Below are 16635 nucleotides of genomic sequence, written 5' to 3'. Positions count from 1 at the left end.
CCCCCCCCCGTTTTCAAGCAGAAGACGGCATACGAGATGCAGTCACGTGACTGGAGTTCAGACGTGTGCTCTTCCGATCTGACGGGCCTGCTTCGATAGCAGCTTAGCCGAACAGGGTCGGCCGGCTTCCCGCGATGTCGCGAACGCGCCTCAGGCCGCGACGGCCGTCTGGCCCTGATGCGTCTCGTCCGCCGGACGCCGGCGGCGCTGGGCCCAGACGATCAGGCCGAGCACCGCAAGCGCGGGAATGAACATCCAGTATTTCGACGGCTGATCGGTGGGCGTGCGCACCAGGGTGATCTCCTGGTCCCAGTCGAGCCCGGCCTTCTCGGCGGCCGAACCGAAGGCGACATTGTCGATGATCGTCTTGCCGTCGCGGTCGATCAGTTCGAGCCCGGCATTCTGCAGCCGTTCCTCGCCGGTCGCGCCGGCCGGAAGCGGCAGTTCGACCGAACGCTGGGACGGCTCGCCGAAGGCATCGAGATAGTCGATGCGCAGTCGCAGCGGCTCGTCCTGCGGCGTCTCGGCCGCCGCCTCGACGACCTCGCTGCCCGGCCGCTCGGAATAGGGCGCGACCACCATGTCCATCCAGAAGCCCGGCCGGAACAGGGTGAAGGCGATCAGCAGCAGCGCGACGGATTCATAAGCGCGGTTGCGGGTGAGGAACCAGCCCTGCGTCGCCGCCGCGAACAAGAGCATGGCGATCGTCGCGACGATGGCGATGAAGATGCCGTGCGGGATGTCGACATTGATCAGCAGGAGGTCGGTGTTGAAGATGAACAGGAAGGGCAGCGCGGCGGTGCGCAGCGAGTAGAAGAAGGCGATCGCGCCGGTCTTGATCGGATCGCCGCCCGAAACGGCCGCCGCCGCGAAGGAGGCAAGGCCCACCGGCGGCGTCACGTCGGCCATGATGCCGAAATAGAAGACGAAGAGATGCACCGCGATGAGCGGCACGATCAGGCCGTTGGCCTCGCCGAGCGTGACGATGACCGGGGCGAGCAGCGCCGAGACGACGATGTAGTTGGCGGTCGTCGGCAGGCCCATGCCGAGGATCAGCGACAGGACGGCGGTCAGGAGCAGGATCGCCATCAGATTGCCGCCGGACAGCACCTCCACCACTTCCGCCAGCGCCGAGCCGACTCCGGTCTGCGACACGGCGCCGACGATGACGCCGGCCGTGGCGGTGGCGATGCCGATGCCGATCATGTTGCGGGCGCCGGTGATCAGGCCGTCGATCAGGTCGAGGAAGCCGCGGGTGGTCTGGAACCCATAGTCTCCGGTGCCGCGGAAGAAGGCGGTGATCGGGTGCTGGGTGATCAGGATGAAGATCATGAAGGCCGCCGCCCAGAAGGCCGACAGGCCCGGCGACAGGCGATCCACCATTAGCGCCCAGACGAGGACGACGACCGGCAGGATGAAATGCAGGCCGGATTTCACCGTTGGGCCCGGACGCGGCAGTTCGGTGATCGGCTTGTCCGGATCGTCCATCTTCGGCGCCGGATATTTCGCGCCGTACCACAGAAGGCCGACATAGACCGCGACGAGCAGGGCGAAGACCACCCAGCCGGCATTGTCGCCGAAGGCCGGGCGGATCCAGCCCATGCCGTAATAGACGCCGAAGGACAGGGCGCACAGGACGAGGATGCCGAAGACGACGCCGACGATCCATTGCAGCCACGGCTTGGGCTCGTAGGCGCGCGGCAGGCCCTGCATGCCGGCCTTCATCGCTTCCAGATGCACGATGTAGACCAGCGCGATGTAGGAGATGACCGCCGGCAGGAAGGCGTGCTTGACCACGTCGAAATACGGGATGCCGACATATTCGACCATCAGGAAGGCCGCCGCGCCCATCACCGGCGGCATGATCTGGCCGTTGACGGAGGACGCGGTCTCCACGGCGCCGGCCTTTTCAGCCGAGAAGCCGACCCGCTTCATCAGCGGAATGGTGAAGGTGCCGGTGGTCACCACATTGGCGATGGACGAGCCGGAGATCAGGCCGGTCATGGCCGAGGAGACGACGGCGGCCTTGGCCGGTCCGCCGCGCATGTGGCCCATCAGCGAGAAGGCGACGTTGATGAAGTAGCTGCCGGCCCCGGCCTTGTCGAGCAGCGAGCCGAACAGCACGAAGAGGAAGACGAAGGAGGTCGACACGCCGAGCGCGATGCCGAAGACGCCCTCGGTGGTGATCCACTGGTGGTTGACCACCTCCGACAGCGAGTTGCCCTTGTGGGCGATGATCGACGGCATGTAGGGGCCGAGGAAGGTGTAGACGAGGAACACCGTCGCCACGACCATCAGCGCCGGTCCGAGGGCCCGTCGCGTGCCTTCCAGGAGCACCATCAGGCCGACCGTGCCGACCATGAAGTCGGTCATGTTGGGCGCGCCGACGCGGCCCGAGATCGAGGTATAGGCGAAGAACAGGTAGGAGGCGGTCGCCGCGCCGGCGATCGCCAGCACCCATTCATGGGGCAGGACGCGGCGCGACGGCGACGGCAGCAGCGCGAAGACGACCATCGTCACCGTGATGACGGGAATGTACCAGCCCGGCAGGACGCCGGTCGCCCCTTCCAGGAAGAGATAGCCGAGCAGCAGCGGCACGCCGGCGCCCAGCACGAGTTGGGGGATCGAGCGCGAGGCCGGGAAGGCGAGAAACGCCAGGAACAGCGCGAAGGCGAGATGGATCGAGCGCGTCTCGGTGTCGTTGAAGACGCCGAAGCCGACCATGAAGGGGATCGGCGAGGCGATCCAGAGCTGGAACAGCGACCAGGCCAGCGCGACGCCGGAGATCAGATAGGCAACGGGCCTGGCGGGACTGCGTCCGCCGGTGTCGGAGGAGGCGACGAGCTCGTCGAGCTGCTCCTGCCGGGAGGTGGCGGATTCGACGTCGACGGAATCGATGGTGCGGTTGCGCTCGTCGTCGAGGCTGTCGGAATGACGTGGGTCTCGGGCCATCGCAGCTGGTCACTCCGCCTGTCTGATACGCGACTACAGGAACGTTTCGGGACGACGGGCGGCGGGTCGCATGACCGGCCTCTCGTCATCGCCGACGCCCCGCATGGGCGGAGCGCAAGGGTGCCGGCCGGCGGACATCTGCCGCCGGCCGGCCGGATGGCGGGCCTTACAGGAGGCCGGCTTCCTTGTAGTAGCGCTCGGCGCCCGGATGCAGCGGCGCGGAATTGCCGGCCGAGATCATCTCTTCCTTGGTCAGGTTCTCGAAGGCCGGATGCAGCTTCTTGAAACGGTCGAAGTTCTCGAACACGGCCTTGACCACCTGGTAGACGGTCTCCTCGTCGACCTGGTCGGACGACACCATGGTGGCGCGCACGCCGAAGGTCTCGGTGTCCTCGGCATTGCCCTCATAGAGGCCGCCCGGGATGGTCGCCTTGGAGTAATACGGGTTCTCGTCGACCAGCTTGTCGATCTCCTCACCGGTCACCGGGACCAGCTTGGAGGCGCAGGAGGTGGTGGCCTCCTGGATCGAGCCGTTCGGATGGCCGACCGTGTAGATGATGGCGTCGACCTTGTTGTCGCACAGGGCCTGCGACTGCTCGGCGGCCTTCAGCTCGGAAGCCAGCGAGAAATCGTCCATCGACCAGCCCTTGCGGTCCATGATGATTTCCATCGTGGCGCGCGAGCCGGAGCCCGGGTTGCCGATGTTGACGCGCTTGCCCTTCAGGTCGTCGAAGCTCTCGATGCCGGAATCGGCACGGGCGACGACGGTGATCGGCTCGGGATGGATGGAGAAGACCGCACGCTCACCGGCGAAGGGATCGTCCTTCCAGGGATCCTGGCCCTCGAGCGCGTTGTACTGCATGTCCGACTGGGCGACGCCCATGGTCTGGTCGCCGGCCTTGATGGCGTTGATGTTGGCGACCGATGCGCCGGTCGACGGCGCCGTGCAGCGCAGACCGTTCTTCTCGCTCTCACGATTGACCAGACGGCAGATCGACTGTCCGACGACGTAGTACACACCGGTCTGACCACCGGTGCCGATGGTGATGAATTTTTCCTGCGCGGTGGCCGCGCCGGTCGACATGGCAAGGGCTGCAAGCCCGGCTGCGACCCATCCGGTTTTCTTCATTGGGAGCTTCCTCTTTTTTGTTCGGTCAGACCCTCAATCCTAGCGGAGAGTTCGGTCGGGCCAAGTGCCGGCAGTAAGACAACTTTCCCCCTCGAGTGCAAGATGGCGGGCCGCACCCGGCCCCGAACGCCGTCCAAGCGGTGCGGGTGGTTGCCAAGGTCCGGCGGCGCCCTTTCTTCGACCACGCAGATGGCGGAAGAGGACCCCATGACACGCCGGACACGCACAGGACGCGGCATGGGCCTGGCCGCGCTGACGACGGCCCTTTGCGGGATCGTCGCCGGCGGACCCTCCGTCGCCGCGGCGGCGCCTGACGAGGCCGTGCCGCCCATCGTCTTCGTGCATGGCGACAGCGATTCCGCCGCCTTCTGGATGCCGGTCCTGTGGCGCTTCGAAAGCAACGGCGTGCCGGCCGAGCGGCTGTTCGCCGTCGATATCGACCACCCGGCGGCGCGGCTCGACGACAAGGTGGCGCAGGAGAACCGCTCCTCGACCGAAGACGCCGCCCGCGCCGTTGCGGCAACCGTGGACAGGGCGCTCGCCGAGACCGATGCCGACAAGGTCGCCATCGTCGGTCACTCCCGCGGCTGCCAGAGCGCCCGCAACTACGTCAAGAATTTCGGCGGGGCGGCCAGGACGGCATCGATGGTGCTGGCCGGCTGCGTCCATCACGGCGTCTATGTGAACCCGGAGGAGCGGACCGGATCGGAATATAACGGCGCCGGCGCGTTCCTGACCGCCCTCAACACGCCGCCCGCCATTCCCGACGGCATCCCGACGACGATCCCGCGGTCGGACCGCTTCGATCTCTACGCCCAGCCCAACGGCCGGTTTATCGGCCTGCCCGAGCAGGAGACCGGGATTTCCTACGACGCGCCGGAACTGGAGGGCGCGCCGACGGTGGTACTGGACGGCGCCGACCATCGCGAGACGGCCTCCTCGCCCGAAGCCTTCATCGCCATGTACACGGCGATCACCGGCAAGCCGCCGGTCCGACTGGAGATCACGCCGGAAGAGCAGCCGCAGATCGGCGGGGAAATCTCAGGCTTTGCCAATGGCGCCCCCACCAACCGCCCCCTTGCCGGCGCCACGCTCGACATCTTCGCGGTGGACAGCCGGACCGGCGAACGCCTTGGCGACGCGGTGTTCAGCCAGACGGTCGGCGAGGACGGGCGCTACGGGCCGTTTCGCGCCGCGCCGGATGCGGCCTACGAATTCGTGATCGCCGCAGAAAACTATCCGCTGACGCGGATCTACCGCGCGCCCTTCCCCCGCTCCACGACGCTCGCCCATCTGCGGCTGTATCCGGCGCCTGACCTCTCGGCGCCCGGCGAGATCGTCGGCATGATGCGGCCGCGCGGCTATTTCGGCATCGACGACAACGCCACGCTGGATGCCCTGCCGATCGCCGGCCGCCCGGAAAACGAGCCGGTTCCCTCGGTCTGGCGGGCCGCCGTCGCGATCCCCGGCGATACGCCGCAGACGGTGACCGGCGGTTTCGACGGCGAGGTCATCGCGGCCCGAACCTCGCCCGACGACCCCAACGATGTCGTCTGGATCGAGCTGACCGACTGACGCTGCGGGCCTCGGATAGGTATCCGGCGGCATTTGTGCCGCAGCCATTGTTCGGCGGCAAAACCCCCTTACTCTTGCGATGACAGGGGGTAGACGTCTAGTTCCCTTCCATGACCTTCGAAGAATGCGCCGGCGGCCCGTATCAGCATTGACCATCCTCACCCCCACCTACACCGAAGCCGAACGGATCGAGGCGCTCGAGGCGTACGAGATCCTCGACACCCCCCGCGAGGAGGAGTTCGACGATCTCGCCCGGATCGCGTCGGAGGTCTGCGGCACGCCCATCGCGGTGGTCAATTTCGTCTCCGATACCCGCCAGTTCTTCAAGGCCGAGGTCGGGCTCGGGGTGCGCGAGACGCCAGTGGACATCTCCTTCTGCAAGCATGCGCTGCTCGCCGAAGACATGATGATCGTGCCCGACGCGACGCAGGATTCCCGCTTCGACAACAATCCGCTGGTCTATGGCGACCCGCCTCTGCGCTTTTACGCGGGCGTTCTCGTGCGCTCGTCCGAAGGCCTGCCGCTGGGCACCATGTGCGTCCTCGACCACACGCCGCGCGAGCTCGACGCCCACCAGATCCGCACGCTGCGTCTTCTCGCCCGGCAGGTCTCCGTCCAGCTCGAGCTGCATCGCTCCCTGCGGCGCACCAAGGCCGCCCTCGGCAACGTGCGCCGGCTGGAATCGCAGTACCGGCAGATCGTCGACAGCGCCGTGGACTTCGCGATCATCACCACCGATCTCGACGGCAAGATCACCTCCTGGAGCCCGGGCGCCCAGCAGATCTTCGGCTGGAGCGAGACCGAGACGCTGGGCCGGCCCGCCGCGCTGGTGTTCACGGCCGTCGATCGCGAGGCCGACCTGGCCGTCCGCGAAATGGCGACCGCGCGCGAGACCGGCCGCGGCATCGGCGAAGGCTGGTACCAGCGCAAGGACGGCAGCCGGTTCTGGGCGTCGGGCGAGATCATGCCGCTGATGGGCGAGGACGAGGTCCAGATCGGCTATCTGAAGATCCTGCGCGATCGCACGGTCGAGTATCAGGCCGAGGAACAGCGCAAGGAACTGACCCACGAATTGTCGCACCGGATGAAGAACGTCCTGGCGACCGTGCAGTCGATCGTTACCCAGAGCCTGCGCACCGCCGAATCCCTCGATGCGGGGCGCGACGCGATCTCCAGCCGGGTGCAGGCGCTGGCGCGGGCGCAGGACATCCTGACCCAGACGAGCTGGTCCGGCGCCGGGATCCGCCAGGTCGTGGACGAGGCCTTGGCCGCCCACCGCGCCGGTCAGGGCCGGATCGTGATTTCGGGCCCGGACGTCGTCCTCAGCCCGCAGCAGGTGCTCGGCCTGTCGCTGGCCCTGCACGAGCTGGCGACCAACGCCGCCAAATACGGCTCGCTGTCGATGCCGACCGGCAAGGTGGAGATCAGCTGGGACGTCGGGCCCGACAAGGATTTCCGCTTCGACTGGATCGAGCGCGATGGCCCCCATGTGGACGAGCCGAGCCGGCGGGGCTTCGGCTCGCGGCTGATCGAGCGGATCGTCGGATCGTATTTCGACGGTGGCGGCCAGCTCGACTTTCCGCCGTCCGGCGTTGTCTTCCGGCTGACGGGATCGCTCGGTTGAGCCGGCAGCCGCGCCGCTGATGGCCGGCCCGAACTCGCCCCTGCGCTGGTTCGCGAGCCTTCTGTGGCACAGTTTCTGGGGCCTGCCGGTCCTGATGATCGCAGCGGCGATCGGTATCGCCTTCGCCCTTCTGCTGCTCGATGCCGGCGGCGCATCGGCCTGGATCGGCAGCTTCGGCTACCCCTTCGCCCTGTCGGGCGGCACGGCGCGCGAGCTGGCGAACACCTTCGCCGCGGTCCACGCCACCTTCGTCTCCCTGTATTTCTCGATCACGCTCTTGGTGCTGACGCTTGCCGCCGGCAATCTCGGGGTACGGCTGATCGACCGCTGGATCGGCCATGGCCGGGTCCGCTTCACCATCGGCCTCCTGCTGGGGTCCCTCGCCTGGGCCCTGATCGCGCTGGCCGCCGTCAATGCCGGCGACGGCGAGGACGGCTATGCGCGCCTGACCCTGTTCACGCTGCTCGTCGTCACGCTCTTCGTCATTTCGTGGCTGGCCTTCGCCCTGCACGATCTCGGCCGCATCATCCATGTCGACACCGACATCACGGCGCTCCGCATGGACGCGGTGGCCGACGCGACGCCGCTCCGCAGACTGGCGGCCACGGCCCCGACGATCGACTGGACCGCCGGCCGCGGGCTCGCCGCACCACGCGACGGCTATGTGGAGACGATCGACCGCCTGGCGCTGGCCGACCGGATGGGCGAGGCGGGCGGGCATCTGAAGCTCGTCGTGAGCGTCGGCGACTATGTGATGCGGAGCGAGCCGCTCGCGGTTCTCGCAGGCGACCCGCTGGACGACGGGCAGGCGACAGCTCTGACGCGCGCCTTCGGCATCGGGCGGTTCCGCAGCGGCGCGCAGGGCGCGCCGTTCCACGTGAATCTTCTGGTCGAGATCGCCGGCCGGGCCCTGTCGCCGGCGGTGAACGACTTCTACACGGCCTTTGCCTGTATCGACGGGCTCGGCCCGATCCTGGTCGCCCAGGGCCAGCTCCCCCAGCATCCGCAATGGGTGGCCGACGCGGCCGGCACCGCGCGCGTCATAGCGGTCGATGAGCCCTTCATCCGGCTGTTCCGGACGCCGCTGGACGCGTTGCGAAACGCGGCGGCGCCCAATCCGCAGGTGGCAATCCGGCTGATCGCCATGCTGCGCCGGGCAACCGGCATGATCGGCGATGCCGGGATCCGGCAATTCCTGGAAGATCAGGCCCGCGCGCTCGCCGATCAGGCCGACAGAAAAGCGGGAGCCGATCGCGACCGCGCCGCGATCGCCGCGGCATGGGACGGGGCGGCCATCCTGCACGATGCGTAACGGCACGCGGGTCCGCTGCAACCGGCGGTGAGGCTCGCCGTTTCATCACCATGAGGCACATGGCCCGATTGTCTCGCAACGCCGCGACGGCGATAGTCGCAAGCAAGCGCCCGGCGGCGCGGGAGGAACGCAGGTGACACCCATCAGGCGACAGCGCGCCATGAGCGACGCGGCAGCGATCGGTTCGGGCAATTCACGCGCGGGGTCCGTGGCGCTGATCGCCGGCGTCCTGGGGCTGGCGCTCGGTCTCGCCGCGCCGTCCGCGCTGGCCGCCGACTGCAAGGCCTCGGCCGAGCCGGGCATCGACTGGAGCCATTGCGACCGCAGCAATCTCATGCTGTCGGGCGTCGATCTGGCAGGCGCCGACCTGAGCGACACCGATTTCACCCTCACGGATCTGCGCAACGTGGATCTCGCGGAAGCCAATCTGGAGAAGGCGACGTTGGTGCGCGCGTCGCTGGCCGGGGCACAGGCCGACGGGGCCAGCTTCCGCAAGGTCGAGGGATACCGCGCCAACCTGTCCTATCTGGCGGCCAGGGACGCGGCCTTCGAGGGCGGCGAATTCCAGCGGGCGAGCTTCGATGCTGCCAAGCTGCCCGGCAGCCGCTTCGACAAGGCCGAACTCGGCCGCGCCTCGTTTCGCGGCGCCGACCTCACCGGGGCCCGCTTCAGCTACGCCAATCTCGCCCGCGCCCAGTTCACCGGCGCGACCCTGACCGGACAGCCCGATTTCACCGGCGCCTATCTGTACCTGACGCGGCTGGAGGGGCTGGATCTTTCGACCGCGACGGGGCTGGAACAGGCGCAGCTCGACCTCGCTTGCGGCGACGACGCGACGCGCCTGCCCGACGGCCTGCAGCGCCCGGCCGACTGGCCATGCCCGGTGGAGTGAAGACGCAGAAACGGTCGACAGGGCCTGACTGAGGGCCGCGAACAATAACGCGACCGGCGCTCGCCGTGGCAAAGGCCAGAACAGACGATCAGCCAGCAGGGGCACAGGAACGGACCGTCCGATGGCGCTGCTTATTCAGAATGGTGAGGAAAGAATTTGGTGGAGCCAAGCGGGATCGAACCGCTGACCTCTACAATGCCATTGTAGCGCTCTCCCAGCTGAGCTATGGCCCCACGCCGCCGGTTGACCGGCGAATGTCGGAGCCCGTCTGGTGGTCGGGCTCGCGTTGTGTGGGCGGGGTTTAATCAAGCCCGCCGCGAGGGTCAAGTGGTTTTCCCTCGTCAGGATGCGATGCCGGCAAATTTTCCGGAACCGCCTGTTTTCGCACGGTCCCGCCGGCCGGTCGGCCGACGGTTCCGTGCCCGGAAGAACCGATCAGTCCTCGTCGTCGTCGCGGCCGCCGCCGATGATGTCGGAGACGTCGTCGTCGTCATCCTCGTCGTCCGGCAGGTAGGCGGCGTCGTCATCGTCGTCGTCGGTGGCGTCTTCGTCGTCGGTCTCGTCGACATCCGGCTTGGCCTTAGCGGTGCCGGCGCCCTCTTCTTCCTCGACGTCGTTGAGCGACACGGTGTTGTCGGTCTGCTCGATCTCGACCGTATCGTCCTCATCCTCCTCTTCCTCGTCGGCCGCCTGCTTGGCGGCCGCCGCCTTGGCCTTCGCCTTGGCGGCAGCGGCAGAGGAGCGCGAAACCTCGACGGTCTCGAAGAAGGACAGCGGATAGGTCTTGCCGGTGAAGGGCGAGACGATCGGATCGCGGTTCAGGTCGTAGAACTTCTTCCCGGTCTCGGGATCGGTCCGCTTGGTACCAAGTTCGGGTTTCGCCATTATCGCCTCGTGATGATCGGGATGGTCGCCTGACGCGTCCAACTGGTTGATCGGGGTCCGGGTTGCATGCGGCGGTCGATGTCCGCCGATCCGCGGCCCAGGCCGGAACAGGCGGACCGGGCCGCCGAGCGCTGCGACGAAGCCGCCGGCCCCGCCGCGGCAAGCCCGTGACGCGGCCGGTATCTGGCGCTTTCGCGACGCTGTGCCGGTCCGTTGAAAATCGGTTGGTCCCATACGGCCTAGACCGGCCCTTGTCAAAGCCCGATTCGGGCGACAGAAAGGGCCGCCGTCCCGGCCGCCGATTTCCACCCCGGCAGGCGGGACGACAGGGTGGCCGCCGCGCGGCCCCGATGCCGCCGGCCGGGCCCTTCGCCCGCCGCGCCACGACGCCAGGCCACCCGTGCGGGGCCAGAGAGAACCGGGAAGAACGTCACATGCATGGAAGCGCAGCCAACCCCCGGCCGATCGCCGCTCGCCATTCGGCCGCGCTGACCGGCACGGTCACGGTTCCCGGCGACAAGTCGATCTCGCATCGCGCCTTCCTGTTCGGCGGAATCGCAGCCGGAACGACCCGCGTCACCGGGCTCCTGGAAGGCGAGGACGTGATCGCCACCGGCAATGCCATGCGCGCCATGGGCGCACAGATCCGCAAGGACGGCGAGACCTGGGTGGTCGAGGGCGTTGGCAATGGCTGCCTCCTGGAGCCCGAGGGCATCATCGATTTCGGCAATGCCGGCACCGGCGTGCGCCTGACCATGGGGCTGGTCGGCTCCTATGATTTCGGCGCCACCTTCGTCGGCGACGCCTCGCTCTCCAAGCGCCCGATGGGCCGCGTCCTCGACCCGCTGCGGCTGATGGGCACCCAGGTCGTGGCGCGTTCGGGCGACCGTCTGCCGCTGTCGCTGCACGGGCCGCGCGTCGCCGCGCCGATCGAATACCGGGTGCCGATGGCGTCGGCGCAGGTGAAATCGGCGGTGCTTCTGGCCGGTCTCAACGCACCCGGCATCACCACCGTCGTCGAGCCGGTGATGACCCGCGACCACACCGAGAAGATGCTGCAGGGCTTCGGCGCCGCGCTGGAAGTGGAGACCGACGCCGAGGGCGTGCGCCATATCCGGCTCGAGGGCCAGGGCGACCTCAAGGGCGTCGCCGACTTCACCGTGCCGGGCGATCCGTCCTCGGCGGGTTTCCCGGTCGTCGCCGCGCTGATCGTGCCGGGCTCCGACGTGACGGTGGAGAACGTCCTGATGAACCCGACCCGCAGCGGCCTCGTCGAGACGCTGATCGAGATGGGCGGGTCGATCGAGATCCTGAACCGGCGCGTGGCCGGCGGCGAGGATGTCGCCGATTTGCGCGTGCGCCATTCGGAACTGACGGCGGTCGAGGTGCCGGCCGAGCGCGCGCCGTCGATGATCGACGAATATCCGGTGCTGGCCATGGCCGCCGCCTTCGCCAGGGGCACCACGGTGATGCGCGGCCTCGACGAGCTGCGGGTCAAGGAAAGCGACCGCCTCGCCGCCGTTGCCGCCGGGCTCGCCGCCAACGGCATCGTTCACGAGGAGGGCGCCGACTGGCTGACCGTGACCGGCAATCCGGACGGCCGCGGCCCGGACGGCGCCTATGGCGGCGGCACGGTGGCCACCCATCTCGACCACCGCATCGCCATGAGCTTCCTGGTGCTGGGCATGGCCTGCGAGCGTGCCGTCACCGTCGATGACGCCCGGATGATCGCGACCAGCTTCCCGGCGTTCCAGGCGATGATGGCCGGCCTCGGCGCCGACCTGTCCGACGGAGCATGATTTGACGGCGTTTCTGGCGCTCCTGTTCTTCTCGCCGCTGGCCTTCATCTACGGGCGTTATCGCGCCCGCCAGCTGCGGGCCGCGCCGGGAACCCTGAAGGGCCGCCTCGCCGCACTGCTTCCCATGCCGCTCTTCGTCGCCGGCTGCGTTGTCCTGGCCATCCTCCATGCCAATGCGCCGCTCGGCGCGGGCGATGCGGTGCTGGCCACCGGCAACGGCGTCATCGACTTCGTCATCGGCGCGGCCCGCAAGATCGGCGAACTGGCGCTGATCCTGTTCATGGTGGCGATCCCCTATCTCCTCGGCGCGGTGATCGCCGCCGTGCTCTTGGTTCTCGACGCCCGCGGTGTCGCCATCCTTGCCACTCCGACGCCCGGACCGGATGCGTCGGCCAATACGGATTGACCCCATGACCACGGCGCTCACCATCGCGATCGACGGGCCCGCGGCGGCCGGCAAGGGCACGCTGGCCAAGCGCGTCGCGGCGCATTACGGCCTGCCCTATCTCGATACCGGGCTGCTCTACCGCGCCGTCGGCAAGCTCGCCGACGATCGCGGCGTCGATCTCGACGATGCAGAGGCCACCGGCGCGATCGCCACCGAGCTCGACACAAGCCATCTCGACGACGGATCGCTGCGCGGCCGCGAGGCCGGCGAGCTCGCCTCACGCGTCGCCGTGCACGGCGCGGTCCGCACCGCGCTCACCGAATTCCAGCGCAGCTTCGCCGCCCGCGCAGAAGGTGCGGTGCTCGATGGCCGCGACATCGGCACGGTGATCTGCCCGCAGGCGCGGGTGAAGATCTTCGTCACGGCTTCCGCCGAGGTGCGGGCGCGCCGGCGCACAGACGAACTCGCCGCCAAGGGCCGCGATGTCGATTACGAGCGGATTCTCGCCGAAGTGCGCGAGCGCGACGCCCGCGATGCCGGCCGTGCCATCGCGCCGCTGCGGCCGGCGCCCGATGCACACTTGCTGGACACCAGCGAATTGGGTATAGAAGCGGCGTTCCAGGCGGCCTGCGCGGTCATCGATCGCGCCCTGGCCTGACGGAACGGAGTTTGCGGGGCGGGTTCAGAACTGGACCACGTCCTTTTCGGCTATCGGCCTGCGCGTATCTGCCGGCCCTGCCCAGAGCTTCGATATCACCTGTCCGGCCGCGGTCCCGCGCGCCGCACGAATGCCGACCCGCCCCGACGGCGGTCGTCCTTCGGGCCCCTCCCCGCCGTTTACGCCGGGATGGGCCGGACCGCGATCCCGGACGTTTGCAACGTCTGACCCGGGGCCTCGCCCCACGGCGCGCTGCTCTCTCGACCAGACCGAGAGAGTCCCCAAGGAGTAGGAATGTCCAACGTATCCCCGCGCGAAGATTTCGCCTCACTGCTCGAAGCCTCGTTCCATGAGCAGGACGTCGCCGAAGGCATGGTCGTCAAGGGCACCGTCGTCGCGATCGAGAAAGACATGGCCGTCATCGACGCCGGCCTGAAGGTCGAGGGCCGCGTCGCCCTCAAGGAATTCGGCGCCAAGGGCGCAGACGGTGGTCTCCAGGTCGGCGACGTCGTCGAGATCTATGTCGAGCGCATCGAGAACGCCCTCGGCGAAGCCGTCCTGTCGCGCGACAAGGCGCGCCGCGAGGAGAGCTGGGTTCGCCTCGAGGAGAAGTTCAACAACAACGAGAAGGTCGAAGGCCAGATCTTCAACCAGGTCAAGGGCGGCTTCACGGTCGACCTCGACGGGGCCGTGGCCTTCCTGCCGCGCTCGCAGGTCGACATCCGTCCGATCCGCGACGTCGGCCCGCTGATGAACACGCCGCAGCCGTTCCAGATCCTGAAGATGGACAAGCGTCGCGGCAACATCGTCGTCTCGCGCCGGACCGTGCTCGAAGAGAGCCGTGCGGAGCAGCGTTCGGAGATCGTCCAGAACCTCGAAGAGGGTCAGGTCGTCGACGGTATCGTCAAGAACATCACCGATTACGGCGCCTTCGTCGACCTCGGTGGCATCGACGGTCTGCTGCATGTGACCGACATGGCATGGCGCCGCGTCAACCATCCGACCGAGATCCTGCAGATCGGCCAGACGGTGAAGGTCCAGATCATCCGTATCAACCAGGAGACGCATCGCATCTCGCTGGGCATGAAGCAGCTCGAGGCCGATCCCTGGGATGGCATCGGCGTCAAGTACCCGATGGGCGTCAAGGTCACCGGCCGCGTCACGAACATCACCGACTACGGTGCGTTCGTCGAGCTGGAGCCGGGCATCGAAGGCCTCATCCACGTCTCCGAGATGTCCTGGACGAAGAAGAACGTCCATCCGGGCAAGATCCTCTCCACCTCCCAGGAGGTCGAGGTCGTCGTTCTCGAGGTCGACCCGAACAAGCGCCGCATCTCGCTGGGTCTCAAGCAGACGCTCGCCAATCCGTGGGAGAGCTTCCGCGACCAGTTCCCGATCGGCACGATCGTCGAGGGCGAGGTCAAGAACAAGACCGAGTTCGGCCTGTTCATCGGTCTGGACGGCGACGTGGACGGCATGGTCCACCTGTCGGATCTCGACTGGAACCGTCCGGGCGAGCAGGTCATCGAGGAGTTCAACAAGGGCGACCTCGTCAAGGCCCAGGTGCTCGACGTCGACATCGACAAGGAGCGCATCTCGCTCGGCATGAAGCAGGTCGGCGGCGATCCGTTCGTCGAGGCGGCTGAAGCCGGTGACGTGCGCCGCGGCGCCGTGGTCACCTGCGAGGTCACGGAAGTGAAGGATGGCGGCCTGGAAGTGAAGATCGTCGATACCGATCTGACCTCCTTCATCCGTCGCTCCGACATCGCCCGCGATCGCGACGAGCAGCGCCCCGAGCGTTACTCGGTCGGCCAGAAGATCGACGCCCGCGTCACGCAGTTCGACAAGAAGGCGCGCCGCGTCGGCGTGTCGATCAAGGCGCTGCAGATCGCCGAAGAGAAGGAAGCCGTCGCACAGTTCGGTTCGTCCGACTCCGGCGCGTCTCTGGGCGATATCCTCGGCGCGGCCCTGAAGGGTCGTGGCGACGAAGAATAGGCCCTAGGGCCTTCGCATTCCGCGTCGCCTCAGGTGGCGCGGAATGTTTCACGTGAATCATGAAGGCCCGCGGCGAGAGCTCTCCGCGGGCCTTTTCTCGTCAGCTTCTCCAGACACAGAGCGCACCGCCATGCAGCTTCCCGACGGCTTCACCGCCATCCCGCCCGGCAAGATCGCCGCCATCGCCACGGTGCTGGAGATGACCGCGCCGCCGGCCGGGCTCGAGCCGCTGCCGGGCGAGGCGAACTGGCAGTTCCAGCGCGTCACCGAGCCCGATCCGGCCTGGTACGAGGCGCTGTATCGCCGGATCGGCGGCAATCATCTTTGGTATTCCCGGCTGGCGCTGCCCGCCGAGGAGCTGGCCGCGACGATCCGGCATCCGGATGTGGCGATCCACACGCTCGACGTGGACGGCGTGCCGCAGGGGCTGGTGGAGCTGGATTTCCGCGAGGACGGCGCCTGCGAACTGGTGTTCTTCGGCGTGACCGAGGCACTGATCGGCACCCGCGCGGCGCGCTTCATGATGGGCCGCGCCATCGCGGCCGCCTTCGCCCGCCCGATCGCAAAGCTCTGGCTGCACACCAACACGATGGATCATCCGAAGGCGATGGCCTTCTACCGGCGCTCGGGCTTCACGCCGGTCCGCCAGATGGTCGAGATCGCCGACGATCCGAGGCTCACCGGCCTGTTCGACCGGCAGGCGGCACCGCATTTCCCGATGATCGGTGAGCGCGTGGCGGGCTGATCCGCGATTGCTACGCCGGCGCTGGTCGCCGGCGGGTATGAAACGGAGGCGCCTCGCGACGCCTCCGAATTGTCATGCAGTCTCGTCGAGGCTTTCGACGACGACATTGTCGTTGGTGTAGATGCAGATCTCGCCGGCGATCTTCATGGCGCGGCGGGCGATCTCCTCGGCATCGTAATCCGTATCCGCCAGGGCGCGTGCCGCGGCCAGGGCGTAATTGCCGCCGGAGCCGATGGCGATGACGCCGTGCTCGGGCTCCAGCACGTCGCCATTGCCGGTGAGCGTCAGCGTCACCTGGCGGTCGGCGACGATCATCATCGCTTCCAGACGGCGCAGATAGCGGTCGGTGCGCCAGTCCTTGGCGAGTTCGACGCAGGCGCGCATGAGCTGGTCGGGATATTGCTCGAGCTTGGCTTCCAGCCGCTCCAAGAGGGTGAAGGCGTCGGCGGTCGCACCGGCGAAGCCGGCGATGACATCGCCCTTCTTGCCGATCCGGCGCACCTTGCGGGCATTGCCCTTCATCACCGTATTGCCGAGCGACACCTGCCCGTCGCCGGCGATGACCACCTTGCCGCCCTTGCGCACGGTGACGATGGTGGTGCCGTAGATCGTGGCGGGGTCGTGGTTTTCCATGCTCATCGCACTGTCCTTTTCCATCCAGCGGGCCGCTGCGCCGATCGA

The 16635-nt window shown here is 67.8% G+C and carries 13 protein-coding genes and 1 tRNA gene; 9 read left to right on the top strand and 5 right to left on the bottom strand.

Annotation, left to right across the window (positions count from 1 at the left end):
- Positions 1 to 150: 150 nt before the first annotated feature.
- Together ACEQX1_RS10785 and ACEQX1_RS10780 are read right to left on the bottom strand one after the other, a co-directional pair.
- Positions 151 to 2952: a TRAP transporter permease gene (locus ACEQX1_RS10785; protein WP_370196821.1), complete on the bottom strand. Its 2802-nt coding sequence runs from the start codon at positions 2950 to 2952 to the stop codon at positions 151 to 153.
- Positions 2953 to 3118: 166 nt separating this feature from the next.
- The gene (locus tag ACEQX1_RS10780) at positions 3119 to 4081 is read right to left on the bottom strand and encodes a TAXI family TRAP transporter solute-binding subunit (RefSeq protein WP_024350962.1); all 963 of its coding nucleotides are present in this window, start codon (positions 4079 to 4081) and stop codon (positions 3119 to 3121) included.
- Between the two features lie 207 nt (positions 4082 to 4288).
- Here ACEQX1_RS10780 and ACEQX1_RS10775 point away from each other — a divergent pair, with 207 nt between their 5' ends.
- From ACEQX1_RS10775 to ACEQX1_RS10760, 4 genes are all read left to right on the top strand, one after another.
- A complete protein-coding gene (locus ACEQX1_RS10775) occupies positions 4289 to 5656 on the top strand; it encodes a hydrolase (RefSeq protein WP_370193687.1) in 1368 nt (455 codons plus the stop codon).
- Positions 5657 to 5804: 148 nt separating this feature from the next.
- On the top strand, positions 5805 to 7280 hold the full coding sequence (locus ACEQX1_RS10770) for a sensor histidine kinase (RefSeq protein ID WP_228241246.1): 1476 nt from the start codon (positions 5805 to 5807) through the stop codon (positions 7278 to 7280).
- Between the two features lie 19 nt (positions 7281 to 7299).
- Positions 7300 to 8592: a DUF2254 family protein gene (locus tag ACEQX1_RS10765; protein WP_370193688.1), complete on the top strand. Its 1293-nt coding sequence runs from the start codon at positions 7300 to 7302 to the stop codon at positions 8590 to 8592.
- 160 nt (positions 8593 to 8752) lie between these two features.
- Positions 8753 to 9484 carry a pentapeptide repeat-containing protein gene (locus ACEQX1_RS10760; RefSeq protein WP_370193690.1) on the top strand — a complete coding sequence of 244 codons (732 nt, stop codon included), beginning with the start codon at positions 8753 to 8755 and terminating at the stop codon, positions 9482 to 9484.
- A 157-nt stretch (positions 9485 to 9641) separates the two neighbouring features.
- Here the strand turns inward: ACEQX1_RS10760 and ACEQX1_RS10755 are convergent.
- Both ACEQX1_RS10755 and ACEQX1_RS10750 read right to left on the bottom strand, forming a co-directional pair.
- Positions 9642 to 9717 (bottom strand) — tRNA-Ala (locus tag ACEQX1_RS10755).
- A gap of 202 nt (positions 9718 to 9919) precedes the next feature.
- A complete protein-coding gene (locus ACEQX1_RS10750) occupies positions 9920 to 10369 on the bottom strand; it encodes a TIGR02300 family protein (RefSeq protein WP_024352251.1) in 450 nt (149 codons plus the stop codon).
- Positions 10370 to 10803: 434 nt separating this feature from the next.
- Between ACEQX1_RS10750 and aroA the strand changes: the two genes are divergently transcribed.
- From aroA to ACEQX1_RS10725, 5 genes are all read left to right on the top strand, one after another.
- A complete protein-coding gene (gene aroA / locus ACEQX1_RS10745) occupies positions 10804 to 12168 on the top strand; it encodes a 3-phosphoshikimate 1-carboxyvinyltransferase (RefSeq protein WP_370196820.1) in 1365 nt (454 codons plus the stop codon).
- A gap of 1 nt (position 12169) precedes the next feature.
- Entirely contained in the window at positions 12170 to 12574 is a 405-nt protein-coding gene (locus ACEQX1_RS10740; protein ID WP_370193693.1) for a hypothetical protein, read from the top strand.
- Positions 12575 to 12578: 4 nt separating this feature from the next.
- Positions 12579 to 13214: a (d)CMP kinase gene (gene cmk / locus ACEQX1_RS10735; RefSeq protein WP_230786979.1), complete on the top strand. Its 636-nt coding sequence runs from the start codon at positions 12579 to 12581 to the stop codon at positions 13212 to 13214.
- A gap of 294 nt (positions 13215 to 13508) precedes the next feature.
- On the top strand, positions 13509 to 15209 hold the full coding sequence (gene rpsA, locus ACEQX1_RS10730; RefSeq protein WP_024352247.1) for a 30S ribosomal protein S1: 1701 nt from the start codon (positions 13509 to 13511) through the stop codon (positions 15207 to 15209).
- 130 nt (positions 15210 to 15339) lie between these two features.
- Positions 15340 to 15954, top strand: coding sequence for a GNAT family N-acetyltransferase (locus tag ACEQX1_RS10725; protein ID WP_370193011.1), 615 nt, complete (start codon positions 15340 to 15342; stop codon positions 15952 to 15954).
- 72 nt (positions 15955 to 16026) lie between these two features.
- On the opposite strand, the gene hslV is transcribed toward ACEQX1_RS10725, so the two are convergent.
- The gene (gene hslV / locus ACEQX1_RS10720; protein ID WP_024352245.1) at positions 16027 to 16587 is read right to left on the bottom strand and encodes an ATP-dependent protease subunit HslV; all 561 of its coding nucleotides are present in this window, start codon (positions 16585 to 16587) and stop codon (positions 16027 to 16029) included.
- Positions 16588 to 16635: the final 48 nt, after the last annotated feature.

Origin of the sequence: Aurantimonas sp., from assembly GCF_964217435.1 — a bacterium.
In the GTDB taxonomy this organism is placed as follows: Bacteria; Pseudomonadota; Alphaproteobacteria; order Rhizobiales; family Rhizobiaceae; genus Aurantimonas; species Aurantimonas coralicida.
Note: the sequence above shows the minus strand (reverse complement) of the source record. Positions and strands in the feature narration are given on the sequence as shown.